Here is a 22,595-nt window from a genome sequence, read left to right on the forward strand (position 1 = left end):
TCACACGGTCACCCCTTCAAGGCCCGGCTATGTCGCCGGGCCTTTGTTTTTGTGGTGCTGCATCGGCGCTTCGGGCAATATGGCGGCCCATCTGTATTTGGGTACCCCCTGCATTCTTATGGCGTCTCAACCCTCTTCCACCCCCAAGCAACCGCGCCGCCGCCGCTGGACATCGGTGCGCCTGACAGCGCGCGATGTGGCCGATGACCTGCAGCAGCGCCACAGCCTGCGCTGGCACGGCCTGTGTATTGGCAGCCTCACGCTGCTGGGCATGCTGCTGGCCGCCTGGGTGCAAAAGCTGGTGGGGGTGCACATGCTGTCGGTGCGCTATGCCATCACGCTCACGGTGGGCTATGCCATCTACCTGCTGGTGCTGCGCTGGTGGGCCGCCCGCCTGCTGCGCGACGAAGCCGAAGACACTGAAGAATGGAACGCCGTGGATACGGTAGATGCTTCGCTGGACGTGGCAGACGTTGTGGGCTCGCTGCCCCGGTTTCGCGGCACGGCCTCGGTGCCGCGTGGCGATGGGGCGGGCTTGTCTGATCTGGCAGATGCCTCCAGTGGCGTGGCCGATGTGGCCGAGGCAGGCAAAGGCCTGGGTGAGCTGGCGGGAGACGCGCTGGAAGGCCTGGGCAGTGCCGACGAAGGCGCGGTGGTGGTCATCCCGGTGGTGGCCATCTTCCTCATCGGCGCTGCCGTGCTGGCCGGGGCGGGCGCGCTGGCCATGCTGTTCTTCAGCTGGGATGTGCTTCTGGCGGTGGCGGTGGAGCTTGCCTTTTCTGTCGCTGCCGTGCGCGTGGCCACCGGGGTGGAGCGCGAAGGCTGGATCAGCGCCGCCGTGCGCCTGACCTGGAAGCCGCTGCTGGGCGCGCTGCTGTGCGCTGTGCTGCTGGGGGCCACCATCGACCACTTCATGCCCCAGGTGGATTCGCTGCCCGAAGCGGTGCGCGTGCTGCAGGGGCTGCCGCCTTACCCCAAGTGATTCTTGATGGCTGTTTGCTACTGAGGTATTTGCTACTGTTTTAGTAGCTGTCTGCGCTTGTCTATCAAGCGCTAGAGCCAAAAATGGTTATATGTCAGTGCTAATGCACCCAAGGCATCAGCACAACTAGCCACCGGGGCCGCCAGGTCAGCGTGAAGGCTACCGCCAGTGCGGCGGCGGCCAGGCCCATCACCCACACCAGAACGGCCATGGATGCGTGGTCTACCGCCAGACACAGCACCAGCGAGGTGGCCAGGCCCGTCGCGCCCAGCCAGCGCAGCGCATGCGCGGTGCGTGCGGGCAGGGCGGTGGTGCCGCACACTTGCTGCCAGTGCGCCTCCATGGCCAGGGCCAGCCAGGCCATGCCCAGCACACTGGCCGCCAGGGCGGCGGCATGCAAAACAGCGTCAGGCATGAGCGGCCTCCGTCGCTGGGGTGTGGGGTGCGGCGCTACGGGCGGGTGTTGCGGGGGCTGCTTGCGCACGCTGGGTGAGCTTGCGCGCTGCCAGCAGGGCCACGGCGGCACCCGTCAAGATGAACAGGTCCACGCCTGCCACGGGCCAGTAGCCCGCGCCCAGTGTCTTGATGAGGTGGTCGCCCGTGGTCACCCAGTTCAGCACCACGGCGCACACGGCCAGCGCGGCAATGGCCCAGCACTGCTCGCGCCATGCGGGCGACATGCGGCCTTGCGCCACCGGCGCGCTGCGCCAGAAGGCATGGCCCAGCGCCAGCGCCCAGGTGGCCCAGAAGGCATATTGCTCCAGGCTGCCACGGTTGGGCCAGCCCGCAGGGATGGCGTCGGGCAGCAGGCGGTTGGCAATCAAAATGCCCAGCGCAGCCAGCACCATGCCCGTCACGGTGGTGGTGGCCAGTGCGTCCACCACACGCGCGCCCTGGCTGTGTTGCTTGGCATGCTGCTTCTTGCGCTTTTCTACAAAGAAGATGAAGCCCGTGGCAATGCACACGCAGCCCATCAGCCCGCCCAGCACATACATCCAGCGCAGCAACCAGTGCCTGAAGTGCTGCAGATGCAGCCCGGTGAGGAACTCGTTGACGCTGTTGACGGCGCTGTGTGGCGGGTCTTCACGCAGCAGCTCGCCGGTGCTGGCCTTGAAGTGGATGCCGTTACCCACCAGTGCAATGCGGTCGGTGCCCGCGCGGTACACGCTCACGTAGCCATTGGCGTCGCCCACATGCTGCAGTGCTAAAAAGCCCACATCGCCCGCCATGCCCTGCGCGGCCCAGCGGCGCTGCGCCTCGGCCACCATCGCATCGACCGAAGCCAGTGGTGCAGGCACCCCGGCGCGTTCGTGCGGCAGGCCGGTCTCGGCGGCTTCAAGCTTTTCGTGCAGCTCGTGCAGCGGCTTGAGCTGCGTCTCTGCCACCGGGAAGTAGATGCCCGCAAAAATCACCAGCCCCGTGAAGGCAAAGAAGAAGTGGAACGGCAGCGCCAGCACGCCTGTCATGTTGTGCAGATCCAGCGCGCTGCGCTGCGTGCGCTTGGTGGGGCGAAAGGTGAAGAACTCGCGAAAGAACTTGCGGTGCATGACGACGCCGCTGACCAGCGCCACCAGCATCATCAGCGCCGCAAAGCCCACGATCCAGGTGCCCAGGTCCTTCCACTGCAGGTTCAGGCTGTAGTGCAGCGGGTAAAAGAACTGGCTGCCTACCTTGAGCCGATCGTCCGGCAGGGCAGCGCCAGTGCGCGGGTCAATGGTGCGCAGGCCCCAGGCCACATCGTCGTGGTCTTTGGAGCCCGGCAGCTCGTAGCCTGCAAACAGGCCCAGTACCGGGTCGCGGTGGGTGGTGTAGGCACCCATGCGCTGGATGGTCTCAAACCGCTCGGGCATGGGCAGGCCGGTCTTGGTGCGCAGCGCTTCCACGCTCTCGGGTGTGGGCTGCATGCTGTCAAACACCGGGCGCAGCACCTTGTCAAACGAGGGCATGGGCTGCGGCGCAAAGCGCGACTGCGGAATCGCCCAGCGGTCAATCTCGCGGTCAAACACCGACAGCGCGCCAAAGAAGAACACCACCATCAGCACAAAGCCCAGGGCCAGGCCAAACCAGGTGTGCAGCCAGGTCAGCGCCTGGCGAACGTTCTGGAACATCGCAAACCTCCGTTCAGACCAGGGCCATCTGCAACAGCGATGCCGCGCCCGCCATCACCCCTGCACCGCCTGCCAGCACAGCCCACACCCGCGCCAGGTTGCGCGCCGTGAAGGCCCAGCAGAACACGGCCACGTACAACAAGAAGGCCAGCATGGCGCTCAGATGCTCTGCGTCGTGAAACGACATGCCCAGCGCAAACAACCCCGCCATGGCCAGCGCCACAAAGCCCCAGCAAAAGGCGTAACCCCCCAGCACTGCGGCGGCGGTGCGCAGCAGCACATGCCATCGGGTGACAGACACAGGTGCAGTGGTCATATATAAAAATAAATGAGAATGATTGGCAATTATCTGTGCGAAGCGCAGATTTGCCCAAATGCGGCGCCAGAGTCCCCGTGTGGTTCAGCAGGTCTGTCAGCCAGGACAATGGATCTGCAGCGGCGTGATCAATAAAGAAATCGCTGCCCGGCGCTTTTCCACAAAACGCATGCAGCTACAAAATCAATAGCAAATATGCGTCTGGAGCATGCACTGGGCAATGCCGCAAAGAAGGCAATGCCAATTGCAAACCCCTACCATGGCAGGCCTTGGAGACCCCCTGTGCTGTTCAAATTTTTCGAGAAACGCGTCCCTTGCTACCCCGCGGCCGAGCCAACCTTGCCGCCCAAGGGATTTCTGGCTTTTGTGTGGGCTTGTGCGCGCGGTGTGCATGGTTATGTCGTGGCCATGGCGGGCCTGTCCGCGCTGATTGCGGTGTATGAAGCCCTGCTGTTTGCCGTGCTGGGCCGCGTGGTGGACTGGATTGCAGCTGCCACGCCCTCTACCCTGTGGGCGCAGCGCGGCAACACCCTGACCTGGGTGGCTGCTGCCATGGTGGCCAGCATTGCGCTGGTGGCGCTGCAGACCAGCGTCAAGCACCAGGCGCTGGCCATCAACCTGCCCCTGCGCCTGCGCTGGAACTTTCACCGCCTGATGCTCGGCCAGAGCATGGCCTTTTATGCCGACGAGTTTGCGGGCCGCATCACCACCAAGATCATGCAGACCGCCCTGGCCGTGCGCGACATGATCTTCACCACCACCGACGTGGTGGTGGGCATGGGCGTGTACCTCATCACCATCTTGCTGCTGGCCTGGGGTTTTGACGCACGCCTGCTGCTGCCCTTTGCCGCATGGCTGGTGTGCTATGGCCTCGTGTGCTGCTACTTTGTGCCGCGCCTGGGCAAGGTCAGCCGCGACCAGGCCGACGCCCGCGCCCTCATGACGGGCCGCATCACCGACGCCTACACCAACATCGCCACCGTCAAACTTTTCTCGCACACTCACCGCGAGGCTGAGTTTGCCCGCGCCGCCATGGACGCCTTCAAGCTCACCGGCTATGCGCAGATGCGCCTGGTCAGTCTGTTTGAAATCGTCAACCAGGTGCTGGTGGTGGGCATGATCCTCGGGGCCTGTGGCACCGCGCTGTGGCTGTGGACGCAAGGCCAGGTGGGCGCCGGTGCGGTGGCTGCCGTCACCGCCATGGCCCTGCGCGTGGCAGGCCATGCCCACTGGGTGATGTGGGAAGTGACCACCCTGTTCGAAAGCGTGGGCACCATCCAGGACGGCATCAACACCCTGACACGCCCCCGCCAGGTGGTCGATTCCCCCACCGCGCAGCCCCTGCGCGTGACGCAGGGCGAAGTGCGGTTTGAGCAGGTGCGCTTTGCCTACCAGGACGGGGCGCGCCCGGTGATTGACGGGCTCAACCTCACCATCCGCCCCGGCGAGCGCATCGGCCTCATCGGTCGCTCGGGCGCGGGCAAGTCCACGCTGGTCAACCTGCTGCTGCGCTTTCATGACCTGCAAGGCGGGCGCGTGCTGATCGACGGGCAGGACATCGCCCACGTCACGCAAGACAGCCTGCGCCACGCCATCGGCATGGTCACGCAAGACACCTCGCTGCTGCACCGCTCCATGCGCGACAACATCCTGTACGGCCGCCCCGACGCCACCGAGGAAGAACTGCACGCCGCCGCCGAGCGCGCCGAGGCCGCCGCCTTCATCCACACCCTGACCGACCCGCAAGGCCGCCAGGGTTACGAAGCGCATGTGGGCGAGCGCGGCGTCAAACTCTCGGGCGGCCAGCGCCAGCGCGTGGCCATCGCCCGCGTCATGCTCAAAGACGCGCCCATCCTGCTGTTGGACGAAGCCACCAGCGCCCTCGACTCCGAGGTCGAAGCCGCCATCCAGCAAAGCCTGGACGGCCTCATGCAGGGCAAAACCGTCATCGCCATCGCCCACCGCCTCTCCACCATCGCCGCGATGGACCGCCTCATCGTCATGGACGCAGGCCACATCGTCGAAGAAGGCACCCACGCCCAGCTGCTGGCCCAGGGCGGCATCTATGCCCGCCTGTGGGCGCATCAGAGCGGCGGGTTCTTGGGCGAGGCCCAGCGTGGTGAGGAGTGAGGGCGGCTACGCCCGTAGTTGCCCCCGCAGCTTTTCCAGCATCTCCAGCAGTTGCGCCTGAAGGGCCTCCGGCACGGGCTGGAGTAGCTCGGCCGCCAGCGTGGCGCGGGCGTCGTGCACGGCCTGGAAGAGGGCTTTGCCCTGGGGGCTCAGGTGCAGGCAGCGGCTGCGCTTGTCGTGCTCGTGCGGGGCACACTGCAGCCAGCCTTTGTCCAGCAGCAAAGCCACCAGGCGGGCGATCTGCGCCTTGTCTGCGCCGCTGTGTTGCACCAGCTCTTTTTGCGTGGCACCGGGGTGGCGGCCCACGAACATGAGGGCGCGCACCTCGTTGTGCGTCAGCTCGGGGTGGATGGAACCCACCACGTCCATCATGCGGGAGCGGTAGGTGTGCACCAGGTCGTGCATGGCTTCAAAGATGGGGGCGGCGTGATTCGTGGGCATGTCTGTTGTTGACAAAGTCAACCAAATACGGGATATTTGGTTGACTTAATCAACAAATTTTATATCGTGACCTCATATTCTGATCCCTCTGCTGCCACATCTGCCAACCAGGAAGCTCCCGTGGCCCCGCTGGCCATTCAGCGCGTGCGTCATCCCCTCGAGGCTCGCCAGGCCCAGGTGCTGGCGCGCCATCAAATCAGCCCCGGCTTTGTCCGCCTCACCCTGGGCGGGGCCGAGATGGTGGACTTTGTGAGCCTGGGCTTTGATGACCACTTCAAGCTGATTCTTCCCGCGCAAGGCGCAGACCGCCCCGTTCTGCCACGGCTGGAAGATGGACGCCCCGTGTTTGAGGGTCCCCGGCCCATGATGCGTGATTACACCCCGCAGCGGTACGACGCTGCCGCAGGCACGCTGGAGGTGGAGTTTGCGTTGCACGAGGCGGGCCCTGCGTCTGACTGGGCGCGCCAGGCCGCTGTCGGCAGCTGGGTGGGTGTGGCAGGGCCGCGCGGCAGCATGGTGGTGCCGCCCGATCTGCCCTGGCATGTGCTGATGGGCGATGCCTCGGCCCTGCCCGCCATCGTGCGGCGGCTGGCAGAGCTGCCCGCCAGCACGCGTGCCATCGTTCGCGTCATGGTTGAGAGTCCTGCAGACCAGCGCACGCTGGCCTCTGCCGCAGCGCTGGATGTGGCCTGGGTGGATTCACTGCCCGCAGCGGCCCGCAGCCTGGTGCTGCCCGAAGGTGCGGGTTACCTCTGGGCGGCGGGCGAGCACAGTGACATGGCGGCGGTGCGCGATGTGCTGCGTGCGCTGCCAGGGGCTGATCCACGCCGCATGCGGGTGTCGGCCTACTGGCGGCGTGGCGATGCGGGGCACCACGCCGAGCTGGCCGATTGAAGTGCCCTACACAGGGCCCTAGCTAAAGAGCTTTCGCTCTGTCTGAATGGCGGCCACCAAGCGGTCCAGCTCGGTGGTGGTGTTGAACAGCGATGGCGTCACCCGCATCACTGGGCCAGAGGCCAACCCCGACTTGGCAACCACCAGCACGCCATGTTTGTTCACAAAGCGCGCCTGTGCCTCGCGCGCCTGTTCCATGGTCCGCAGACCTGCCAGGCGGAATGCACTGATCGCGCCGTAGTTGTCGCGTTCCTGCGGCAGCATGAGTTCGACACCCGACACATCCCGCACCCTGTCGACCCAGTAATCGCGCAGGGCGCGCAAATGCGCAAACTTGCGATCCAGGCCAATGCGCTCTTGTACTGCCAGCGCTTGGGGGATGCTAAGCCGGGCGGCCACATCCACGGTGCCCGTGGGAATGCGCGAGCGCAAGTCTTCGGCTTTGTAAAGCTTGTTGCCCAGCCACTGCTGAATGTCTGCCTGCCTTTCCTTCTTGATGTAGATGGCACCCGTGCCCAGCGGCGCGGCCACCCATTTGTGCAAGGAGAAGCCCACGAAATCCGCGCCGTAGGTTTTCACGTCAAAGGGCATGTGGCCAACGGCTTGGGCACTGTCCAGAATTACATCGACCCCCCGTGCCTTGGCCATGGCCACAATCTCTGCCACTGGCGGCACGAGGCCATTGCGGTTGGAAACATGCGTCAGCAGCAGCAACTTGGCGCGCGGCGTATCGCGCAAAACGCGGTCATAGGCTTCGAGCACATTGGCGCGGGTGTGGGGCTCGGGCAGGTTGAAACGCACCACCCTTGCCCCCCGGCTTTGCTCCAGGTAGTCCATGGCGTACTGCATTTCGTCGTAGTCGGTGTCGGCGTAGATCACGGCATCGCCCGCCTTGAGGGGCCGGTAGTTGACGATGAGTGAGTACAGCGCCTCCGTTCCCCCACCGCACAGCGTGACCTCGTCGGGTGCAGCATCGATCAGGTGGGCCACTGCCGCGCGCGATTTGTTGAGCTCAGGGTCGCGCGGCATGCCTTGCACGGCGCTGCGCAAAAACGTGGAGTTGTACCGGTTCACCCACAGCAGTCGCTCGAAGTAGTGCGCCTGGACTTCGCGGGTCATAGCCCCGTAGTACGCCGCGTCCAGATTGATCACCGTGCGGTCTACGTCGTAGAGACCCGCAAGCTCTGTTTGCAGTGCGCTGGAGCCTGCAGCGGCAGATATCGAGGCCGTGCTTGCGCTGGCCTTTGCCGCCGTGGCGGCGGATGCTGTGCCCATGGCCACAGCCATCGAGCTGGCAGTGGCGTAGCGGAAAAAGTCGCGTCGTTCAGTCATGGAGTGCTCTCCAGGTGTGGTGGAAGTCATTGCGCCGCGGCGGCTTGCAGGGCTTGCTCAAGATCGGCGATGAGCCTGGCTGGGGGCTCCACACCGATGGACAGGCGCACGATGCCCGCGCTGAATGCGCAGTGTTTGCGCTTGCGTTGCTCTGCTGCGGGGTAAAACGCAGCCAGGCTGTGAACCCCACCCCAGCTGGCCCCGATCTGGAACACACGCAGGGCCGAGAAGAACTGGTGAATGGCTGCATCGCTGTGGAAGCGCGGCACCACAGACAGCACGCAACCCCCCCCGGTGAACGTAGCGGCCCAGCGTGAGTGGCTGCGGTCCCCAGGGCGCGGTGGGAAGAGGACTTCTGCCACCGCCGCGTGGCCGGCGAGCGCTGAGGCCACGGCCAGCGCACTGGCGCACTGGTGGGCGTAGCGCACTTCCAGCGTGTCCATGCCACGCAGGGCGAGGAAACAGTCTTCGGCACTCACAGCTTGCCCCAGTACGCTCTGCGTGGTCCTGAACGCTTCGTACAGCGATCGGTTGTCTGTGGCGATGGTGCCCAGGAGCAGGTCGGAGTGGCCGCTCAGAAGCTTGGACGCGGCTTCCACCACGATGTCTACCCCCACCGGAACACCGCGAAACCCCAGGGGTGAGGCCCAGCTGTTGTCGAGCACCGTGCGCACGCCCGCAGCCTGTGCAACTTTCACGATGGCCGGAATGTCCTGCATCTCCATCGTGATGGAGCCGGGAGATTCGAGAAACACCAGCCGGGTCTGGGGGCGCAGCAAAGCCGCAAGGTCTGCACCGGCAGAGGGATCAAAGGTGTCGTGCTCTATGCCAAAGCGCTGCAGGTAGTCGCGGGCAAAGGTGCGCAATGGGCCATAGGCGGAGTCTGCAATGAGCACATGGTCCCCCGCCTTGAGCAGCGACAGGGCGATCAAACACAGCGCTGCCTGTCCGGAAGGCACGGCGATGCAATGGCGGGCTCCTTCCAGCGCTGCCACACGCTCTTCCAGCGCGCGTGTGGTGGGTGTGCCGGTGACACCGTAGGTGTAGCCGTCAAACAGGCGGTCTTTGCGGGAGGTGAAGTCTGCAACGGTGTTGAACAGCACGGTCGAGGCTCGCCACACGGCGGGCGACAGGCTGCGAAACTGATCGTTGGGCGTTTGGGGAGATGGGTTGGGTTGTGTGGTCATGCGGAGGCTCTTGCTGTGCTGCTCATTCAGGCTTGATGCCCAGGCTGTTGACCACCTTGGCCCATTTGATGGCCTCGGCACGGATGAAGGCCTGGGTTTCGTCGGGTGAACGACTGCCCAGCTGGATGGCCAGGCTGGAAATGCGGGACTGCACCTGCTTGTCCGCCAGTGCAGTGGCGGTCGCCTTATGCAGCGTGGTGATGATGGGCTTGGGCACCTTGGCCGGAGCCATCAATGCCCACCACTGCCCGAAGTCCAGGGTATTCAGCCCCAACTCGCTGGCGCAGGGCACATTCGCCAGCTGCGGCACCCGCCGGTTGCCAGTCACCATCAGGGGCACGACCTTTGCGGCGCTGAACAGGCTGCTGGCGCTGGCCAAGGTGCAGAAGTGACCGCTCAGCACACCTGCCGCCACATCGGTCAAGGCAGGTGCGGAGCCTTTGTACGGAACCATCTGCAACTCCAGCTTGGCCTCTTTGGTGTACAAGCCCGCCGCCAGGTGGCTGATGCTGCCTGTGCCGCTGGTGGCGATGCTCAAGGGCTCTGCTGCCTTTTTTGCATCGGCCACAAACTTCTGGTGCTGCCCCGCCTGGTATTTCTGCGCATCCACGAAAAGGACGAGAGGCGAGACACCGAGGGTGGAGATCGCCGCCGCGTCGTTCATGATGTCGTAGGGCATCTTCTGATAAATCGACGGCGCAATCGCGTGGGCCAGTTCGATGATGGCGATGGTGTATCCGTCCGCCGCCGATTTCACCATCGCATCCACGCCCAGCCGACCGGCCGCGCCGGGGCGGTTGTCAACCACCACGGGTTTGCCCAGCCCATCGGCCATGTTCTGGCCGACTGCGCGGGCCAGCACATCCGTGCTGCCGCCCGCAGACCAAGGCACGATCAGCTTGATGGGCTTGTCGGGGTAGGCTGCCTGCGCCCACAGCGAAGCACTGGGTAACAACATCGCTGCGGTGGCTGCGCCACCTTGTTGCAATAGCGATCGACGATCCATGGCTCTGGTCCTTTCAATGTCTGTGGCTTGGAATGAGAGGACTCTAGAATTCAGGTGCATAACAATCAATGATGTGATTGATATGTTCTATGCAAAAAGCTGATAGGTGGTGAATGAACTTTCGTCAGATCGAAGCCTTTCGTGCGGTGATGGTGACAGGCTCGGCGTCCCGTGCAGCGGACCTGCTGCAAATCAGCCAACCGGCCATCAGCCGCAGCATCCTGGAACTGGAGAAAACCACTGGCTTTGCTCTGTTCGACCGGGTCCGCGGGCGGCTGGTGCCGACTGCCGAAGGCCAGTTGTTCTTTCGGGATGTGGAGACCACCTTCCAGGGACTGGACCGGCTGCGCATCAGCGCTGCGCGCATTCGCGACTTTGGGACGGGAGACATTCGCATTGCCAGTCTGGCAGCGATGGGATCGACGCTGGTGCCGCATGCGCTGCGCTTATTCCGCGAAAAGCACCCATCCATTGCCGTCACCTTGCAGGTGGCCAGCTCCGCAACCGTGCGCGAGCTGGTGGTAAGCAGCCGTTTTGATGTGGGTCTGGCTGCGGACGAGATCGATGTGGCGGGGCTGGAGCACCAGTTGTTTGCCACACCCAAAGCGGTCTGCGCCATGCCCGCAGGACACCGTCTGTGCGCACGCAAGGTGGTCAAGCCCGAAGACCTGCACGAAGAGGCCTTCATCGCGCTCTCCCCCGAGGACACGGTGCGCAGAAAGCTGACGCAGATTCTCGAGGGCAGCAACGTCAGGCCGAAAGTGGTGGCCGAGACACCCAACTCATCCACGGTGTGTGCGCTGGCGATGGAGGGGCTGGGCGTGGGGCTGGTCAACCCCTACGCCACAGACGGCTATGCGGGTCGGGGCGTGGTGTTTCGCCCGTTCTCTGCCGCGGTGCACTTTCGGACCTTGCTGATCTATCGGCCGGACCTGCCCAAGTCCCGCATCGTGCGTGACTTGGCGGCCTGTTTGCTGAATGCGCGCAACGCCAGAGCAGACAGCCTGGGCAAGTAGTCCGCAGCTACGCGGTCACCACTTCACCTTGAGCGACACAAAGGCCGGGCGGCCCGCGCCGGGCGAGTACATGGTCTGGGTGCTGCCTGAGGGGCAGAAGAAGTTGTCCCGCCATCTGAGCTGAGGTGCAAGGTCTCGGCGACTGAGCAAGGCGCTTGGAGGCAGATGCGATGCTCCACCTCAGGGAAGCATCAGCGTGGTGTGTGCTGTGGCTTGTACCGCCGCTGTCATGTAGGCCAGGGCTTGCACGTTCAGGCGCCAGTACTGCCAATAGAGCGGTACGTCCACCGGCTTGCCTGGGAGCAACTCCACCAGCGCGCCCGTTTGCAGATCCGCCTGCACCATGGGGTCGGGAATCATGCCCCAGCCCAGGCCTGCGCGGGTGGCACTGGCAAAGGCGTGGGCCTCTGGCAGCCAGTGCACGGGCGGCGCAAGCTTGCGCCGGGTGATGCGGCGCACGAAGCGGTGCTGCAGGGCATCCTTGCGGTTGAAGACCAGCATGGGAGCCGTGTCCAGTGTGGTGGCTGTCACGCCTGTTGCGAAGTACTGCCGCATGAAAGCGGGGCTGGCCAGCGCGCGGTAGCGCAGGGTGCCCAAGGGCAGCACCTTGCAGCCCTGCACGGGCTGGGGGTCGGCGGTGACCGCTGCCATGACGCGGCCTTCGCGCAGCAGGTTGGCCGAATGGTCCTGATCCTCCACATGGATATCAAAAGTAATGGCCTGCCCCGCAGCGGCCTGCGCCATGGCCTGGGGAAACCATGTGGCCAGCGAATCCGCGTTGACGCCAATGGCCAGGCGTGTGGTGGTGCGGTGCCCGCCGCCAATCGCAGCGAGTGCGTCGGCCTCGCTCAGCGCCACTTCGCGGGCGTGGCGGTACAGGGCCTGTCCGGCCTCGGTGGGCGTGCAAGGCGTGGCACGCCGCACCAGCACCTGGCCCACGCGCTCTTCCAGCAGTTTGATGCGTTGCGATACCGCCGAGCGTGTGACGTGCAGCACGGCCGCGGCGCGCTCAAAGCTGCCTTCGTCAATGACGGCAGCAAAGGCGTTGAGCTGGGCGGAGTCGAGCGACATGCGATGGTTAGCCAAATTGACGGATCGTTAAAAAGTATAGCTGGCGTGACTCGGGCTGCATGCCCACAATCCGCCACTATGACCACTACCGCTTTTGTTCACGGATTCAGCTCCACCGCCATGCTCATCATGGCCATTGGGGCGCAAAACGCTTTTGTGCTGCGCCAAGGCTTGCGCCGCGAGCATGTGCTGCCCGTGGTGGCACTGTGTGCACTGTCTGATGCCATCCTGCTGCAGGCAGGGGTATGGGGGATGGGCGGGCTGCTGCTGGCCCGGCCCGAGTGGGGGTTGTGGATGCGTTGGGCGGGTGCCGCGTTTTTGGTGGTGTATGCCTTGCAGGCGGGTTCTCGCGCGCTGGCGCCTGGGCAGCTGTTGGTGTCGGCAGGCGGTCCCGGCGCCAGCCTGCGCGGCACCATGCTGACGCTGGCGGCGTTAACCTGGCTCAATCCGCATGTGTATCTGGACACGGTGGTGCTGCTGGGTACCATGGCAAGCCCCTACCCCGCGTGGGGCCGTGCAGCCTTCGCCACGGGGGGTGCGCTGGCCAGCGCCATGTGGTTCGTCACCTTGGGCTATGGAGCGCGCTGGCTTGCACCGCTGTTTGCATCGCCTCAGGCGTGGCGCGTGCTCGACGGGGTGACTGCCCTGACCATGCTGGCTTTGGCGGTGGGCATGGTGATATGAGCGTTGAACGGACATCGCTGATGTGAGCGGGCTCTAAGCTAAGAACGAATAGTTCGTTCGGCACTCCGCCGGCTTCGGTCATAGTTACGGGTATTGACAGATTTGGAGTGAATTCCTCATGCGTTTCAAGATCCGTTTCAAGACCGTCCTGCTGGCGGCGGCCGTGGCTGCCGCGCTGCCCTTGTCGGCACAGGCTGCAACCTTCCGCTGGTCCCGCTCGGTGGACATTTCTTCGTGGGACATCCACGCGCAGAACGTGGGTGTGAACAACACCATGCACGGCGCGGTGTATGACACGCTGGTGGAGTACAACAGCAAGACCTTCAAGCCAGAGCCTTCGCTCGCCACAGAGTGGAAGCTCATCAAGCCCACGCAGCTGCGCCTGACGTTGCGCAAGGGCGTGAAGTTCAGCGACGGCAGCGAGTTCACCGCCGACGATGCCAAGTTCTCGCTGGAGCGGGCCAAGTCCAAAAACTCCAACTACGGCGCCTACACCCAGGGCATTGACCGTGTGGAAAAGGTGGACGCCTACACCATCGACATCATCTCCGAGCTGCCCAACCCCGTGCTGGTCAACCAGCTGACCGAGCTGCGCATCATGAGCAAAGCCTGGGCCGAGAAGAACAAGTCGGTGGAACCCAAGGACATCAAGACCAAGGATGAAACCTTTGCCCACCGCAATGCCTTGGGCACCGGCCCCTACCAGCTCAAGCAGTGGACGCCCGATCAGCGCGTGGTGCTGGAGCCCAACCCCCATTGGTGGGGGAAGGGCAAGTTCCCAGCCAACCTGACTGAAGTCGTCTACACGCCCATCAAGGCCGACGCCACCCGCACGGCAGCCCTGCTGTCGGGCGAGCTGGACTTTGTGATTGACCCCAGTCTGCAAGACCTGGGCCGCATCAAGCAGACGCCCAACCTGCAGGTGCTGGAGGGGCCTGAGTACCGCACCATCTTCCTCGGGATGGACCAGTTCCGCGACGAACTGCCCGGCTCGGATGTGAAGGGCAAGAATCCCTTGAAAGACCTGCGCGTGCGCAAGGCGCTGTACCAGTCCATCGATATCCAGTCCATCCAGCGCGTGGTGCTGCGCGGCCTAGCCCAGCCTACCGGTGCGCTGATTGCCAACCAGGTCAACGGCTGGACCAAGAAGGCCGATGTGCGCTACCCCTTCGACCCCAAGGCCGCACAAAAGCTGCTGGCTGACGCCGGATACCCCAACGGGTTTGAAGTGGACTTTGCCTGCAGCGCAGGCCGCTACATCAACGATGAGCAGCTGTGCCAGGCCATTACCTCGCAATGGGCCAAGGTGGGCGTGAAAGCCAAGCTGCGCTCGCTGCCTTTTGCCACCTACTTCCCGATGATCCAGCGCAACGAGGCCAGTATCTACCTGCTGGGCTGGGGTGTGCCCACGTTTGATGCGTTCTACAGCCTGCAGTCGCTGGTGCGCACCCCTGGCGCGGGCGGTGATGGCAACTTCAACCTCGGCCGTTTCTCTGACCCGCAGATGGATGCCCTGATCGAGCGCGTGAAGAAGGAAACCGACGCCACCACGCGCAACGGCCTGATCGAGCAGGCGCTGATCAAGGAGCATGAGCTGGTGTCGCACATCCCGCTGTACAACCAGGTGATTCCGTGGGCGGCCACCAAGAAGGTGGACATCATCCACCGCGCGGACAACCGCATTGACTGGCGCTATCTGAAACTGAATTGAAGCCGAACGGACGCTTCTCCAGCTTGGCTCGGCCAGTCCACACGTCGGTCGGCTGAGCTTCCAAACCAAAACGCCCTGCGGCGCAAACCGCAGGGCGTTTTTGTTGGTACGGTACGTTCAACCGCCCGCCATTCCCGCCATCAAGCCAGCGCCTTCTGCACTGCGGGCCGCTGCAGCATGCGCTGCGTGTGTGCCGCCACCTTGGGGAACAGCGCAATATCCACACCGTCGCTTTTCAGCCAGCTTGCCACGGTGAACAGGTAAGCGTCGGCCACGGAATAGGCTTCGCCCAGCACCCATGGGCCTTGCAGATAGTGCTGTTCAATCACGTTGAAGCCGTCGATCATGTTCTGCGGCATCTTGCGCTGCATGTCGGCATGCGAGCTGGCCTCCTCTGCCCAGCGCGCTCCGCGCCGCCCGTGGGCGTGCGATACATGCACGGTGGAGGCCAGGTAGCTGTGCAGCTCCTGCATGCGGGCCAGGGCAAAGGGGTCGTTCAGCGGGGCCAGCCGGGCCTCGGGAAAGCGCTGCGCTACGTACAGCAGCAGGGCCGGTGTCTCCGTGAGGATGCCATGCTCGGTCACCAACGCGGGTACGCGGCCCTTGGGGTTGACGGCCAGATATTCGGGGCTGCGTTGCTGCTGGTTGGCGAAGTCCAGCGACACCACAGAGTGTGGTGCGCCCGCTTCCAGCAAGGCAATCTGCACTGCCAGCGCGCAGGTGCCTTTGGCCGAGTAGAGGGTGATGGGTTTCATGAGTGCTCCTATATTGATAGCTGATTGCGCTCTATTGATAAGCGCTAGAGGGTGATTTTGTTTGGATTCTCAAGCGGCCTGCGGATACAGGTTGCGCGTGCGCGCCATCAGCCTGGTCAATCCCAAAAGGGCATCGGTGTGCGGGGTGGGGGTGCCGGTGATCAGGCCCAGCTCGCGCACGGCGCCCACCAGCGCATCCACTTCCATGGGCTTGCCCGCCTCCACGTCTTGCAGCATGGAGGTCTTGAACGCGCCCAGCTTGCGGGTGACGGCGTGGCGGTCCTCGGGCTGCTGGTCAATCGGCAGGCCCAACTTGTCGCCAATGGCCTTGGCCTCCAGCATCACGGCGCTGACAAAGCCGCGCACCAGCTCGTCGTCCAGAATGCGATCGGTGGTGGCCCCTGTGAGGGCGCTGATGGGGTTCATCGTGAGGTTGCCCCACAGCTTGAACCAGATGTCTCTTTGCACGCAGTCAGAGACTTCTGTGTCGATGCCACCTTGCTGCAGGGTGTCTGCCAGTGCCAGCAGCCGGGCGCTGCGGCTGCCGTCGGGCTCACCCACAATGAGCCGGTTGCCAAAGTGCTGTTTGACAAAACCCGGAGCCTCCAGCGAGCAACTGGTGTGCACCACGCTGCCCACCACCTGCGCAGACGGAATGGCGCGGGCAATGCTGCCATCCCCATCCACGGAATGCAGCGCATGCCCTTGGGCTGCGCCACCCACCCCGTCCAGAAACCACCACGGCACGCCGTTCATAGCGGTGAGCACGATGGTTTCGGGCCCCAGCAGGGGGGTGATGGCCCGTGCCACATCGGGCAGGCCTGGGGCTTTCACCGCCAGCACGACCAGGTCTTGCACGCCCAGTGCTGCGGGGTCTGCTTCTGCTCCCACGGTGGCGCGAACCACGCTGCCATCCGGGCGGCGCAACTGCAGGCCCTGGGTTTGCAGGGCGCGCAGCGTCTCGCCGCGTGCCACCATGCTCAGTGGGCAGCCCGCCTGGGCCAAAGCCATTCCCATCCAGCCGCCAATGGCGCCTGCGCCGTAAATACATGCTTTCATGGTGTGTGGAGTCTCCTGGGGTACTGGTTCGGTCTGTGGCCGCATCAGGCGTATGTGATGCGGCTGAATTGCGCATCGTACGTGTTGTGGCCCAAGCGTGCGCGGCACCGGCCGCCCACCCGTCGCCCTAAAGCACCTGCCCAGCCGCAACACAGCCGCTATAGTCTGCAGCCCCACACGTTGCCACGTGATTTTTGCCTGCTACCGGACCCCTGCCATGGCCAAAGACAAGACCACCTTTACCTGTACCGAGTGCGGCGGCACCAGCCCGCGCTGGCTGGGCAAATGCCCCGCCTGCGGTGCCTGGAACACGCTGGTGGAGACGGTGACCGAAGCGAGCGCGGGCAAGAATCGGCTGAGCACTCCCCAGGGCTATGCAGGTGCGGCCCACGCCCAGGCCGTGACGCCCCTGGCGGCCATTGAAGCGCAGGACGTGGCGCGAACCCCCAGCGGCATCGAGGAGCTGGACCGGGTGCTGGGTGGTGGCGTGGTGGAAGGGGGCGTGGTGCTGATTGGCGGCGACCCGGGCATCGGCAAATCTACGTTGCTGCTGCAAGCCATGGATGCGCTCCAACGCGCAGGACTGCCCACGCTGTATGTCACGGGCGAAGAAAGCGGTGCCCAGGTGGCGCTGCGGTCTCGGCGGCTGGGCATTGATGGCAGCCAGGTGCAGTTGCTGGCCGAAATCCAGCTCGAAAAGATTCTGGCCACGGTAGACGCCACGCAGCCTGCGGTGGTGGTCATCGACTCCATCCAGACCACCTATTCCGACCAGCTCACCAGCGCGCCGGGCTCGGTGGCCCAGGTGCGCGAGTGCGCAGCGCATCTCACGCGCATGGCCAAGGGCACGGGCATTGCCGTCATTCTGGTGGGCCATGTCACCAAGGAGGGCGCACTGGCCGGGCCCCGTGTGCTGGAGCACATGGTGGACACGGTGCTGTACTTTGAAGGCGACACGCACAGCCAGTTCCGCATGGTGCGCGCCATCAAGAACCGCTTTGGTGCCGTGAACGAGATTGGCGTGTTCGCCATGACGGAAAAAGGCCTCAAAGGTGTGAGCAACCCCAGCGCCATCTTCCTGAGCCAGCACAGCGAGCCCGTGCCGGGCAGCTGCGTGATGGTGACGCTGGAGGGCACGCGCCCGCTGCTGGTGGAAATTCAGGCGCTGGTAGACAGTGGTGGCCCCAGCCCGCGCCGCCTGAGTGTGGGCCTGGACAAGGACCGGCTGGCCATGCTACTGGCCGTGCTGCACCGCCACGCGGGGGTGGCTTGCATGGACCAGGACGTGTTTGTGAATGCGGTGGGCGGCGTGCGCATCAGCGAGCCCGCCGCCGACCTGGCGGTGATGCTCTCCATCACCAGCAGCCTGCGAGGCAAGGCCTTGCCTCGGGGCTTTCTGGCCTTTGGTGAAGTGGGCCTGGCGGGGGAAGTGCGCCCGGCCCCGCGTGGGCAGGAGCGCCTGAAAGAAGCCGCCAAGCTGGGCTTCAGCGTGGCCGTGGTGCCCAAGGCCAACGCGCCCAAGAGGCCTATTGAAGGCCTCTCCATCCACGCGGTGGAGCGTGTGGAAGAGGCGATGAACGTGGTGCGGGAGATGGGCTAGCGGGAGGTCTCCAGGCTAGTGGGTGGCCTGGGTGTGAGGCGCCGTTTCGCCTTGGGGTAGAAGTGCGGCAACGGGTGCCTCGGTGGGTGGAGCGCTCTGCGAGCGCAACCCGCGGCCATCGTTGAGAAGAATGCGAAGGATCGATTCGCATCCAGTCAAGCAGCCAAGTGTGCACAGCACGATGGATATTTTGGCAATTTGAAGACCGATCCGGGTGTCGAAGCGCAAAGTAAGTTTTCCCATGTCTGAGTGGTGTTGGTTGACCCTTGTCAGGTTGTGCCAACAGACGAGGCTATTGGGCACTTTTGCTGGTTTTGAGCCGGTTCAGTGCATTCTGGGCGTACCTGCGCACGTCTTCGTGCGGATCGTTCAGCAGTTTCGTGAGTTTTTCACGGTCTTTTTCCTGCGCGAACCGGGCAAAAGCATCCACCGCTTCCAGGCGCACCGTGGCGTCCTGGTCGTTGAGGGCTAGCCGCAGGCAATCCGGAACAACGGCGAGTTCCTCAGGGCTGAGTTGCTGGCCTCGCGCGCGGACGTTCAGAACCACCATCAGGTTGAATCGCTGCAGCGCGTCTTCCAGCCGCGATCGGTACGCTGCGCAGGCCTTGGTGGCAATGCCGGGGGTCTGGATCAACCGGGCCAGGTTGTCCGGAAAATCCCGGGAGGAGTAAAACCGCTTCTCCAGCCGCCACTGCGTGAGGGAGGCGATCAGTTCATCTGCGGGGAGTGAGCCCACTTTGGCGCGCAGCTGTTCCAGGCTCTGGTCTGCCTTCTCGGCGGCTTTTGCGGACTGGTCCAGGCGGGCCAGTACCGGCTTGAGGTCGAAAGGCGCACTCAACGGGGAGAAAACTGCGTTAGGGTCCAGCGCGCCCTTGCGCTTCCAGTGCAGCATCACGAGATCACGGCTGTTTGCAGCCTTTCGCAATTCGATGAGCGTGTCGTTTGCCAGAAACATGAAGCGCTTGTTCCGGTTGTCGGGCCATTCGCCCTGCGGGCACTGAACAAGGACCTGCCGGTAGGTCTTGCGCGGATCCATGGGCGCAAACGGTGCGACTGGACCCGGGGCGTCGGGCGCAATGGAAGAGGCCAGCGCGGGCAGGTAACCAATGGCAGAAGTGGTGGCCGTGGTAGCGTGGTTGTGGCTCGCGGGGTAATAGCTGTTGCCGCCGCTGTAGCGCAGTTCACAGGCATAGCCTGCCGATCCCGCCTCATCAAACTGGGCGGTGGTTTGCTGGCCTGCCAGCCGGATGCGTAGCAGCGCCTGCGTTGCGTTGGCCACAGGCTGGAAGTTTTCAAACGTCCGCTCGAGCGTCCACTCACCCTCCCACGACGGGTCGAGGCGGCCAAAGGGGGATATCATTCCCTGGGGAATCCATTCATGGTGGCCTTGTCGCTGGAGCAGGAAAACGGACCATCGCGGGTCCTTACGCAGCCAGTCATCAATGCGTTGCTCAGAACGTGTGAGCGTGGTGTGGAGCATGCGCAGGTACTGGGCATCGCGTGGCCCCCCCACGGTCACTTCGCGCCCGCGGTCATAGTTCAGATGGACCTGAAAGCCATCCCAGGCAGGGTCGTAGGGGCCGGAGTAGGGGCTGCCGCTGTGCATCACATTGGCGCTCCAGGCAAGCGTCGGCGTACCTGTGGGTTTGCGGTTGAGGCGCAGTTGGCTGGGGGATTCGTAGCTGGAACCATCCTGGAGCCGGACATAGGTAAAGCTGCGGCGCACCATGGTGGAGGCTGAGCTCAGGACGGCTGCCCGGCGGATGTCAAACAGCTCGTGCGCGCTGTAGGGCGAGTTGCCGCCGTGGTAGGCATCGATGGTCCAGCCCCCAAAAACTCCAGCTTCCATCTGGCGGAGGATGCGCGCCTGGCTTTCGGTCCTGCGCTTGTTCTGGTCGGGTTCCCAGGCTGGGCGCGTGCCTTCGGCTTCTTCGTCCAAGGCGGCCTCAAACCCGATCTTGCGCAAGCGCTGTCCGGCTTCCTTTCGGCGCTTGGGGTCTTCGTCGCAGGTGGATGCCAAGGCTGTGCGGTCTATGGCGGGTGTGGTGGTGCACTGGCGCCAAATCACTTCTGCCACCTCGTCCCCGGAGCGGATGGCCTGTTGCAAGGCACTTTGCCATTTGGCATTGAAGGCATCGCGCAGCGCCTGGTATTTCTCCGTGGCCTGCTGAATCCTCCGGACGCATGCCTTTTCGGCTCTTTCCATGCGGGCCAGTTCCTTGCGGCTGGGGCTGGGGCCGTCGCCATCCCCTTCCGGGGAGCAGCGATCGATATCCTCCAGCACCTGGGCGGCTTCCACCTTGCTCACGTCGTCTCGCAGGAGCCACACGTTGATGCGTCCGCGCTCATCCAGAAGGGCTTCTCGTGCTGACGGCGCAGGCGCAGGCGCGCTGGGCTGCGCGGCCACAGGCAGAGTCAGCAGGCATAAGACGGCAGCAAGTGCGTTTTTCAAGGGACGTTCCTGGGTAAAGGTTGCTGTCTCCGCCGTATCAGTGCTCTGGCATGAAGGTTGGCAGAGGGAATAGGCTGAAGTAGTCTACAGACGGATTCGAGGCCCCACTTTGCGGTGTACGCACTCTCCGCAGCAGGGGCTCGGGCGGGACATACGACAATTGCAGGCATGAATTTGCGCAATATCTTTGTTCCTTTGGGGGCGGTTGGCCTGGTACTAGTGGGCTACGCCTCGGCTGGCTGGCCAGGGGTGGCCGCCGTGGTGGGTGGTTTGGTCATGTGGGCGCTGTTGCATTTCACCCGGTTGATGAATGTGCTGCGCAAGGCGTCCAAGCGGCCGATCGGGTACGTAGGCAGTGCCGTCATGCTCAATGCCCGGCTCAAGGAAGGCGTGAACCTGATGCATGTGATGGCCATGACCCAGGCGCTGGGCGAGCGCCTGTCTGCAGAGAACGCACAGCCCGAGGTCTATCGCTGGACGGACGGCACCCAGTCGCATGTGACGTGCGAATTTGTGAATGGCCGCCTGCAGAAGTGGACGCTGGTGCGCCCTGCCGCAGAGGACGAGGCAGAGGACCAGTAAAGCACCCTGTCATCTGGTGCGGTGCCCCGCGCTTGCCCGGCGGGCTCGTAAAATCGAAGGCTTGCCAACCCACAGCAACCCCAAAGGACAACCATGAGCCCCGTAGTTCCCTCGATGGCCGATCGCGACGGCAAAATCTGGATGGACGGCCAGATGGTCGACTGGCGTGATGCCAAGATCCATGTGCTGACCCACACGCTGCACTACGGCTGCGGCGCTTTTGAAGGCGTGCGTGCCTACAACACTGTCAACGGCCCGGCGATCTTCCGCCTGCAGGAGCACACCGAGCGCCTGTTCAACAGCGCCAAGATCCTGCGCATGAAGATTCCGTTCAGCCAGGAAGAGGTCAACGAGGCGCAAAAGGCCGTGATCCGCGAGAACAAGCTCGAATCCGGCTATCTCCGCCCCCTGACCTGGGTGGGCGACAAGAAGCTGGGCGTCAGCCCCAAGGGCAACACCATCCACCTGATGGTGGCCGCCTGGGCCTGGGGTGCGTACCTGGGTGAAGAAGGCATGAAGCGCGGCATTCGCGTCAAGACCAGCAGCTACACGCGCCACCACGTCAACATCACCATGACGCAGGCCAAGGCGGTGAGCAACTACACCAACTCCATCCTGGCCAACATGGAAGCCACCGACGAGGGCTACGACGAAGCGCTGCTGCTGGACAGCTCCGGCTTCGTGTCCGAAGGCGCGGGTGAGAACATCTTCGTGGTAAAGAACGGCGTGATCTACACGCCCGACCTGTCGGCTGGTGCCCTGAACGGCATCACCCGCAACACCATCTTCCACATCGCCAAGGACCTGGGCCTGGAGATCGTGCAAAAGCGCATCACGCGCGACGAGGTGTACATCGCCGACGAAGCCTTCTTTACCGGCACCGCTGCTGAAGTCACCCCCATCCGCGAGCTGGATCGCATTGAGCTGGGCAAGGGCGACTACGTGGGCAGCCGTGGCCCCATCACCGAAAAAATCCAGGCTGCGTTCTTTGACATCGTCAACGGCCGCAATCCCAAATACGCCCACTGGCTCACCAAGGTTTGATCATGTCCCAAGCAGTTGTAGAAGTTCTGGCCAAGGACCTGAACGCCCAAGGGGGCGTGTTCTGCCCCAATCCCAAGGCCGACATGAAGCTGTGGAACAGCCACCCCAAGGTGTACCTGGACGTGGCCCACACCGGCGAAGCCAAGTGCCCCTATTGCGGCACTGTGTACCGCCTGAAGGCGGGCGAAGTGGTTCGCGCAGGGCACTGAGCTTGCGCTTGCCCAG

General features: G+C 64.0%; 21 protein-coding genes. 10 read left to right on the top strand and 11 right to left on the bottom strand.

Features of this window, described 5'->3' with window-relative positions; translation table 11 throughout:
• Positions 1-118 precede the first annotated feature (118 nt).
• Positions 119-982 carry a hypothetical protein gene (locus AACH87_RS01635; RefSeq protein ID WP_338796981.1) on the top strand — a complete coding sequence of 288 codons (864 nt, stop codon included), beginning with the start codon at positions 119-121 and terminating at the stop codon, positions 980-982.
• Positions 983-1,082: 100 nt separating this feature from the next.
• On the opposite strand, the gene AACH87_RS01640 is transcribed toward AACH87_RS01635, so the two are convergent.
• The 3 genes from AACH87_RS01640 to AACH87_RS01650 are packed head-to-tail and all read right to left on the bottom strand — an operon-like array spanning position 1,083 to position 3,406.
• Positions 1,083-1,397, bottom strand: a complete 315-nt coding sequence (locus AACH87_RS01640; protein WP_338796983.1) for a DUF3325 domain-containing protein — start codon at positions 1,395-1,397, stop codon at positions 1,083-1,085.
• A complete protein-coding gene (locus AACH87_RS01645) occupies positions 1,390-3,090 on the bottom strand; it encodes a PepSY-associated TM helix domain-containing protein (protein ID WP_338796984.1) in 1,701 nt (566 codons plus the stop codon). The genes AACH87_RS01640 and AACH87_RS01645 overlap by 8 nt, the downstream gene beginning before the upstream one ends.
• Positions 3,091-3,103: 13 nt before the next feature.
• Positions 3,104-3,406, bottom strand: a complete 303-nt coding sequence (locus AACH87_RS01650; protein WP_338796986.1) for an iron uptake protein — start codon at positions 3,404-3,406, stop codon at positions 3,104-3,106.
• 285 nt (positions 3,407-3,691) lie between these two features.
• Between AACH87_RS01650 and AACH87_RS01655 the strand changes: the two genes are divergently transcribed.
• Complete coding sequence (locus AACH87_RS01655; RefSeq protein WP_338798819.1) at positions 3,692-5,536, top strand: ABC transporter ATP-binding protein; 1,845 nt, start codon at positions 3,692-3,694, stop codon at positions 5,534-5,536.
• Between the two features lie 6 nt (positions 5,537-5,542).
• Here AACH87_RS01655 and AACH87_RS01660 read toward each other — a convergent pair whose 3' ends face one another.
• The gene (locus tag AACH87_RS01660) at positions 5,543-5,977 is read right to left on the bottom strand and encodes a MarR family transcriptional regulator (RefSeq protein WP_338796987.1); all 435 of its coding nucleotides are present in this window, start codon (positions 5,975-5,977) and stop codon (positions 5,543-5,545) included.
• Between the two features lie 120 nt (positions 5,978-6,097).
• Between AACH87_RS01660 and AACH87_RS01665 the strand changes: the two genes are divergently transcribed.
• A complete protein-coding gene (locus AACH87_RS01665; RefSeq protein WP_338798820.1) occupies positions 6,098-6,871 on the top strand; it encodes a siderophore-interacting protein in 774 nt (257 codons plus the stop codon).
• Positions 6,872-6,889: 18 nt separating this feature from the next.
• On the opposite strand, the gene AACH87_RS01670 is transcribed toward AACH87_RS01665, so the two are convergent.
• The 3 genes from AACH87_RS01670 to AACH87_RS01680 are packed head-to-tail and all read right to left on the bottom strand — an operon-like array spanning position 6,890 to position 10,396.
• Positions 6,890-8,203, bottom strand: a complete 1,314-nt coding sequence (locus tag AACH87_RS01670) for an aminotransferase class V-fold PLP-dependent enzyme (protein ID WP_338796988.1) — start codon at positions 8,201-8,203, stop codon at positions 6,890-6,892.
• 26 nt (positions 8,204-8,229) lie between these two features.
• Complete coding sequence (locus AACH87_RS01675; RefSeq protein ID WP_338796989.1) at positions 8,230-9,390, bottom strand: PLP-dependent aspartate aminotransferase family protein; 1,161 nt, start codon at positions 9,388-9,390, stop codon at positions 8,230-8,232.
• A gap of 22 nt (positions 9,391-9,412) precedes the next feature.
• Entirely contained in the window at positions 9,413-10,396 is a 984-nt protein-coding gene (locus AACH87_RS01680; protein WP_338796991.1) for a tripartite tricarboxylate transporter substrate-binding protein, read from the bottom strand.
• 113 nt (positions 10,397-10,509) lie between these two features.
• Here AACH87_RS01680 and AACH87_RS01685 point away from each other — a divergent pair, with 113 nt between their 5' ends.
• Complete coding sequence (locus tag AACH87_RS01685; RefSeq protein ID WP_338796993.1) at positions 10,510-11,412, top strand: LysR substrate-binding domain-containing protein; 903 nt, start codon at positions 10,510-10,512, stop codon at positions 11,410-11,412.
• A 180-nt stretch (positions 11,413-11,592) separates the two neighbouring features.
• Here AACH87_RS01685 and AACH87_RS01690 read toward each other — a convergent pair whose 3' ends face one another.
• Entirely contained in the window at positions 11,593-12,483 is an 891-nt protein-coding gene (locus tag AACH87_RS01690) for a LysR family transcriptional regulator ArgP (RefSeq protein WP_338796994.1), read from the bottom strand.
• Between the two features lie 78 nt (positions 12,484-12,561).
• Between AACH87_RS01690 and AACH87_RS01695 the strand changes: the two genes are divergently transcribed.
• Positions 12,562-13,167: a LysE/ArgO family amino acid transporter gene (locus AACH87_RS01695; RefSeq protein ID WP_338796995.1), complete on the top strand. Its 606-nt coding sequence runs from the start codon at positions 12,562-12,564 to the stop codon at positions 13,165-13,167.
• Between the two features lie 118 nt (positions 13,168-13,285).
• Positions 13,286-14,878: an ABC transporter substrate-binding protein gene (locus tag AACH87_RS01700; RefSeq protein WP_338796996.1), complete on the top strand. Its 1,593-nt coding sequence runs from the start codon at positions 13,286-13,288 to the stop codon at positions 14,876-14,878.
• A 140-nt stretch (positions 14,879-15,018) separates the two neighbouring features.
• Here the strand turns inward: AACH87_RS01700 and AACH87_RS01705 are convergent, their stop codons facing one another.
• Together AACH87_RS01705 and AACH87_RS01710 are read right to left on the bottom strand one after the other, a co-directional pair.
• The gene (locus AACH87_RS01705; protein ID WP_338796997.1) at positions 15,019-15,633 is read right to left on the bottom strand and encodes a glutathione S-transferase family protein; all 615 of its coding nucleotides are present in this window, start codon (positions 15,631-15,633) and stop codon (positions 15,019-15,021) included.
• A gap of 69 nt (positions 15,634-15,702) precedes the next feature.
• Complete coding sequence (locus AACH87_RS01710) at positions 15,703-16,692, bottom strand: 2-dehydropantoate 2-reductase (protein ID WP_338796999.1); 990 nt, start codon at positions 16,690-16,692, stop codon at positions 15,703-15,705.
• Between the two features lie 217 nt (positions 16,693-16,909).
• Here AACH87_RS01710 and radA point away from each other — a divergent pair, with 217 nt between their 5' ends.
• Positions 16,910-18,292 carry a DNA repair protein RadA gene (gene radA, locus AACH87_RS01715; RefSeq protein ID WP_338797000.1) on the top strand — a complete coding sequence of 461 codons (1,383 nt, stop codon included), beginning with the start codon at positions 16,910-16,912 and terminating at the stop codon, positions 18,290-18,292.
• Positions 18,293-18,584: 292 nt separating this feature from the next.
• Here radA and AACH87_RS01720 read toward each other — a convergent pair whose 3' ends face one another.
• Positions 18,585-20,744, bottom strand: coding sequence for a HEAT repeat domain-containing protein (locus AACH87_RS01720; RefSeq protein ID WP_338797001.1), 2,160 nt, complete (start codon positions 20,742-20,744; stop codon positions 18,585-18,587).
• Positions 20,745-20,912: 168 nt separating this feature from the next.
• Between AACH87_RS01720 and AACH87_RS01725 the strand changes: the two genes are divergently transcribed.
• The 3 genes from AACH87_RS01725 to AACH87_RS01735 all read left to right on the top strand — a co-directional run bounded on the left by AACH87_RS01725 (position 20,913) and on the right by AACH87_RS01735 (position 22,579).
• Positions 20,913-21,326 (top strand): glycerate kinase, encoded by a 414-nt coding sequence (locus AACH87_RS01725; protein WP_338797003.1) that lies wholly within the window; start codon positions 20,913-20,915, stop codon positions 21,324-21,326.
• A gap of 93 nt (positions 21,327-21,419) precedes the next feature.
• Positions 21,420-22,370, top strand: a complete 951-nt coding sequence (locus tag AACH87_RS01730; protein WP_338797004.1) for a branched-chain amino acid transaminase — start codon at positions 21,420-21,422, stop codon at positions 22,368-22,370.
• Positions 22,371-22,372: 2 nt separating this feature from the next.
• Positions 22,373-22,579, top strand: coding sequence for a zinc-finger domain-containing protein (locus AACH87_RS01735; protein WP_338797005.1), 207 nt, complete (start codon positions 22,373-22,375; stop codon positions 22,577-22,579).
• Positions 22,580-22,595 lie beyond the last annotated feature (16 nt).

This window comes from Acidovorax sp. DW039, assembly GCF_037101375.1.
Classification (GTDB): domain Bacteria; phylum Pseudomonadota; class Gammaproteobacteria; order Burkholderiales; family Burkholderiaceae_C; genus Acidovorax.

What these genes read in the sequence shown, in the direction of transcription:
- AACH87_RS01660 (WP_338796987.1), bottom strand. Translation starts at nt 5,977, where the DNA reads ATGCCCACGAATCACGCCGCCCCCATCTTTGAAGCCATGCACGACCTG.
- AACH87_RS01700 (WP_338796996.1), top strand. Translation starts at nt 13,286, where the DNA reads ATGCGTTTCAAGATCCGTTTCAAGACCGTCCTGCTGGCGGCGGCCGTG.
- radA (WP_338797000.1), top strand. Translation starts at nt 16,910, where the DNA reads ATGGCCAAAGACAAGACCACCTTTACCTGTACCGAGTGCGGCGGCACC.
- AACH87_RS01710 (WP_338796999.1), bottom strand. Translation starts at nt 16,692, where the DNA reads ATGAAAGCATGTATTTACGGCGCAGGCGCCATTGGCGGCTGGATGGGA.
- AACH87_RS01680 (WP_338796991.1), bottom strand. Translation starts at nt 10,396, where the DNA reads ATGGATCGTCGATCGCTATTGCAACAAGGTGGCGCAGCCACCGCAGCG.
- AACH87_RS01695 (WP_338796995.1), top strand. Translation starts at nt 12,562, where the DNA reads ATGACCACTACCGCTTTTGTTCACGGATTCAGCTCCACCGCCATGCTC.
- AACH87_RS01705 (WP_338796997.1), bottom strand. Translation starts at nt 15,633, where the DNA reads ATGAAACCCATCACCCTCTACTCGGCCAAAGGCACCTGCGCGCTGGCA.
- AACH87_RS01640 (WP_338796983.1), bottom strand. Translation starts at nt 1,397, where the DNA reads ATGCCTGACGCTGTTTTGCATGCCGCCGCCCTGGCGGCCAGTGTGCTG.
- AACH87_RS01725 (WP_338797003.1), top strand. Translation starts at nt 20,913, where the DNA reads ATGAATTTGCGCAATATCTTTGTTCCTTTGGGGGCGGTTGGCCTGGTA.
- AACH87_RS01735 (WP_338797005.1), top strand. Translation starts at nt 22,373, where the DNA reads ATGTCCCAAGCAGTTGTAGAAGTTCTGGCCAAGGACCTGAACGCCCAA.
- AACH87_RS01730 (WP_338797004.1), top strand. Translation starts at nt 21,420, where the DNA reads ATGAGCCCCGTAGTTCCCTCGATGGCCGATCGCGACGGCAAAATCTGG.
- AACH87_RS01645 (WP_338796984.1), bottom strand. Translation starts at nt 3,090, where the DNA reads ATGTTCCAGAACGTTCGCCAGGCGCTGACCTGGCTGCACACCTGGTTT.
- AACH87_RS01675 (WP_338796989.1), bottom strand. Translation starts at nt 9,390, where the DNA reads ATGACCACACAACCCAACCCATCTCCCCAAACGCCCAACGATCAGTTT.
- AACH87_RS01690 (WP_338796994.1), bottom strand. Translation starts at nt 12,483, where the DNA reads ATGTCGCTCGACTCCGCCCAGCTCAACGCCTTTGCTGCCGTCATTGAC.
- AACH87_RS01650 (WP_338796986.1), bottom strand. Translation starts at nt 3,406, where the DNA reads ATGACCACTGCACCTGTGTCTGTCACCCGATGGCATGTGCTGCTGCGC.
- AACH87_RS01670 (WP_338796988.1), bottom strand. Translation starts at nt 8,203, where the DNA reads ATGACTGAACGACGCGACTTTTTCCGCTACGCCACTGCCAGCTCGATG.
- AACH87_RS01635 (WP_338796981.1), top strand. Translation starts at nt 119, where the DNA reads ATGGCGTCTCAACCCTCTTCCACCCCCAAGCAACCGCGCCGCCGCCGC.
- AACH87_RS01685 (WP_338796993.1), top strand. Translation starts at nt 10,510, where the DNA reads ATGAACTTTCGTCAGATCGAAGCCTTTCGTGCGGTGATGGTGACAGGC.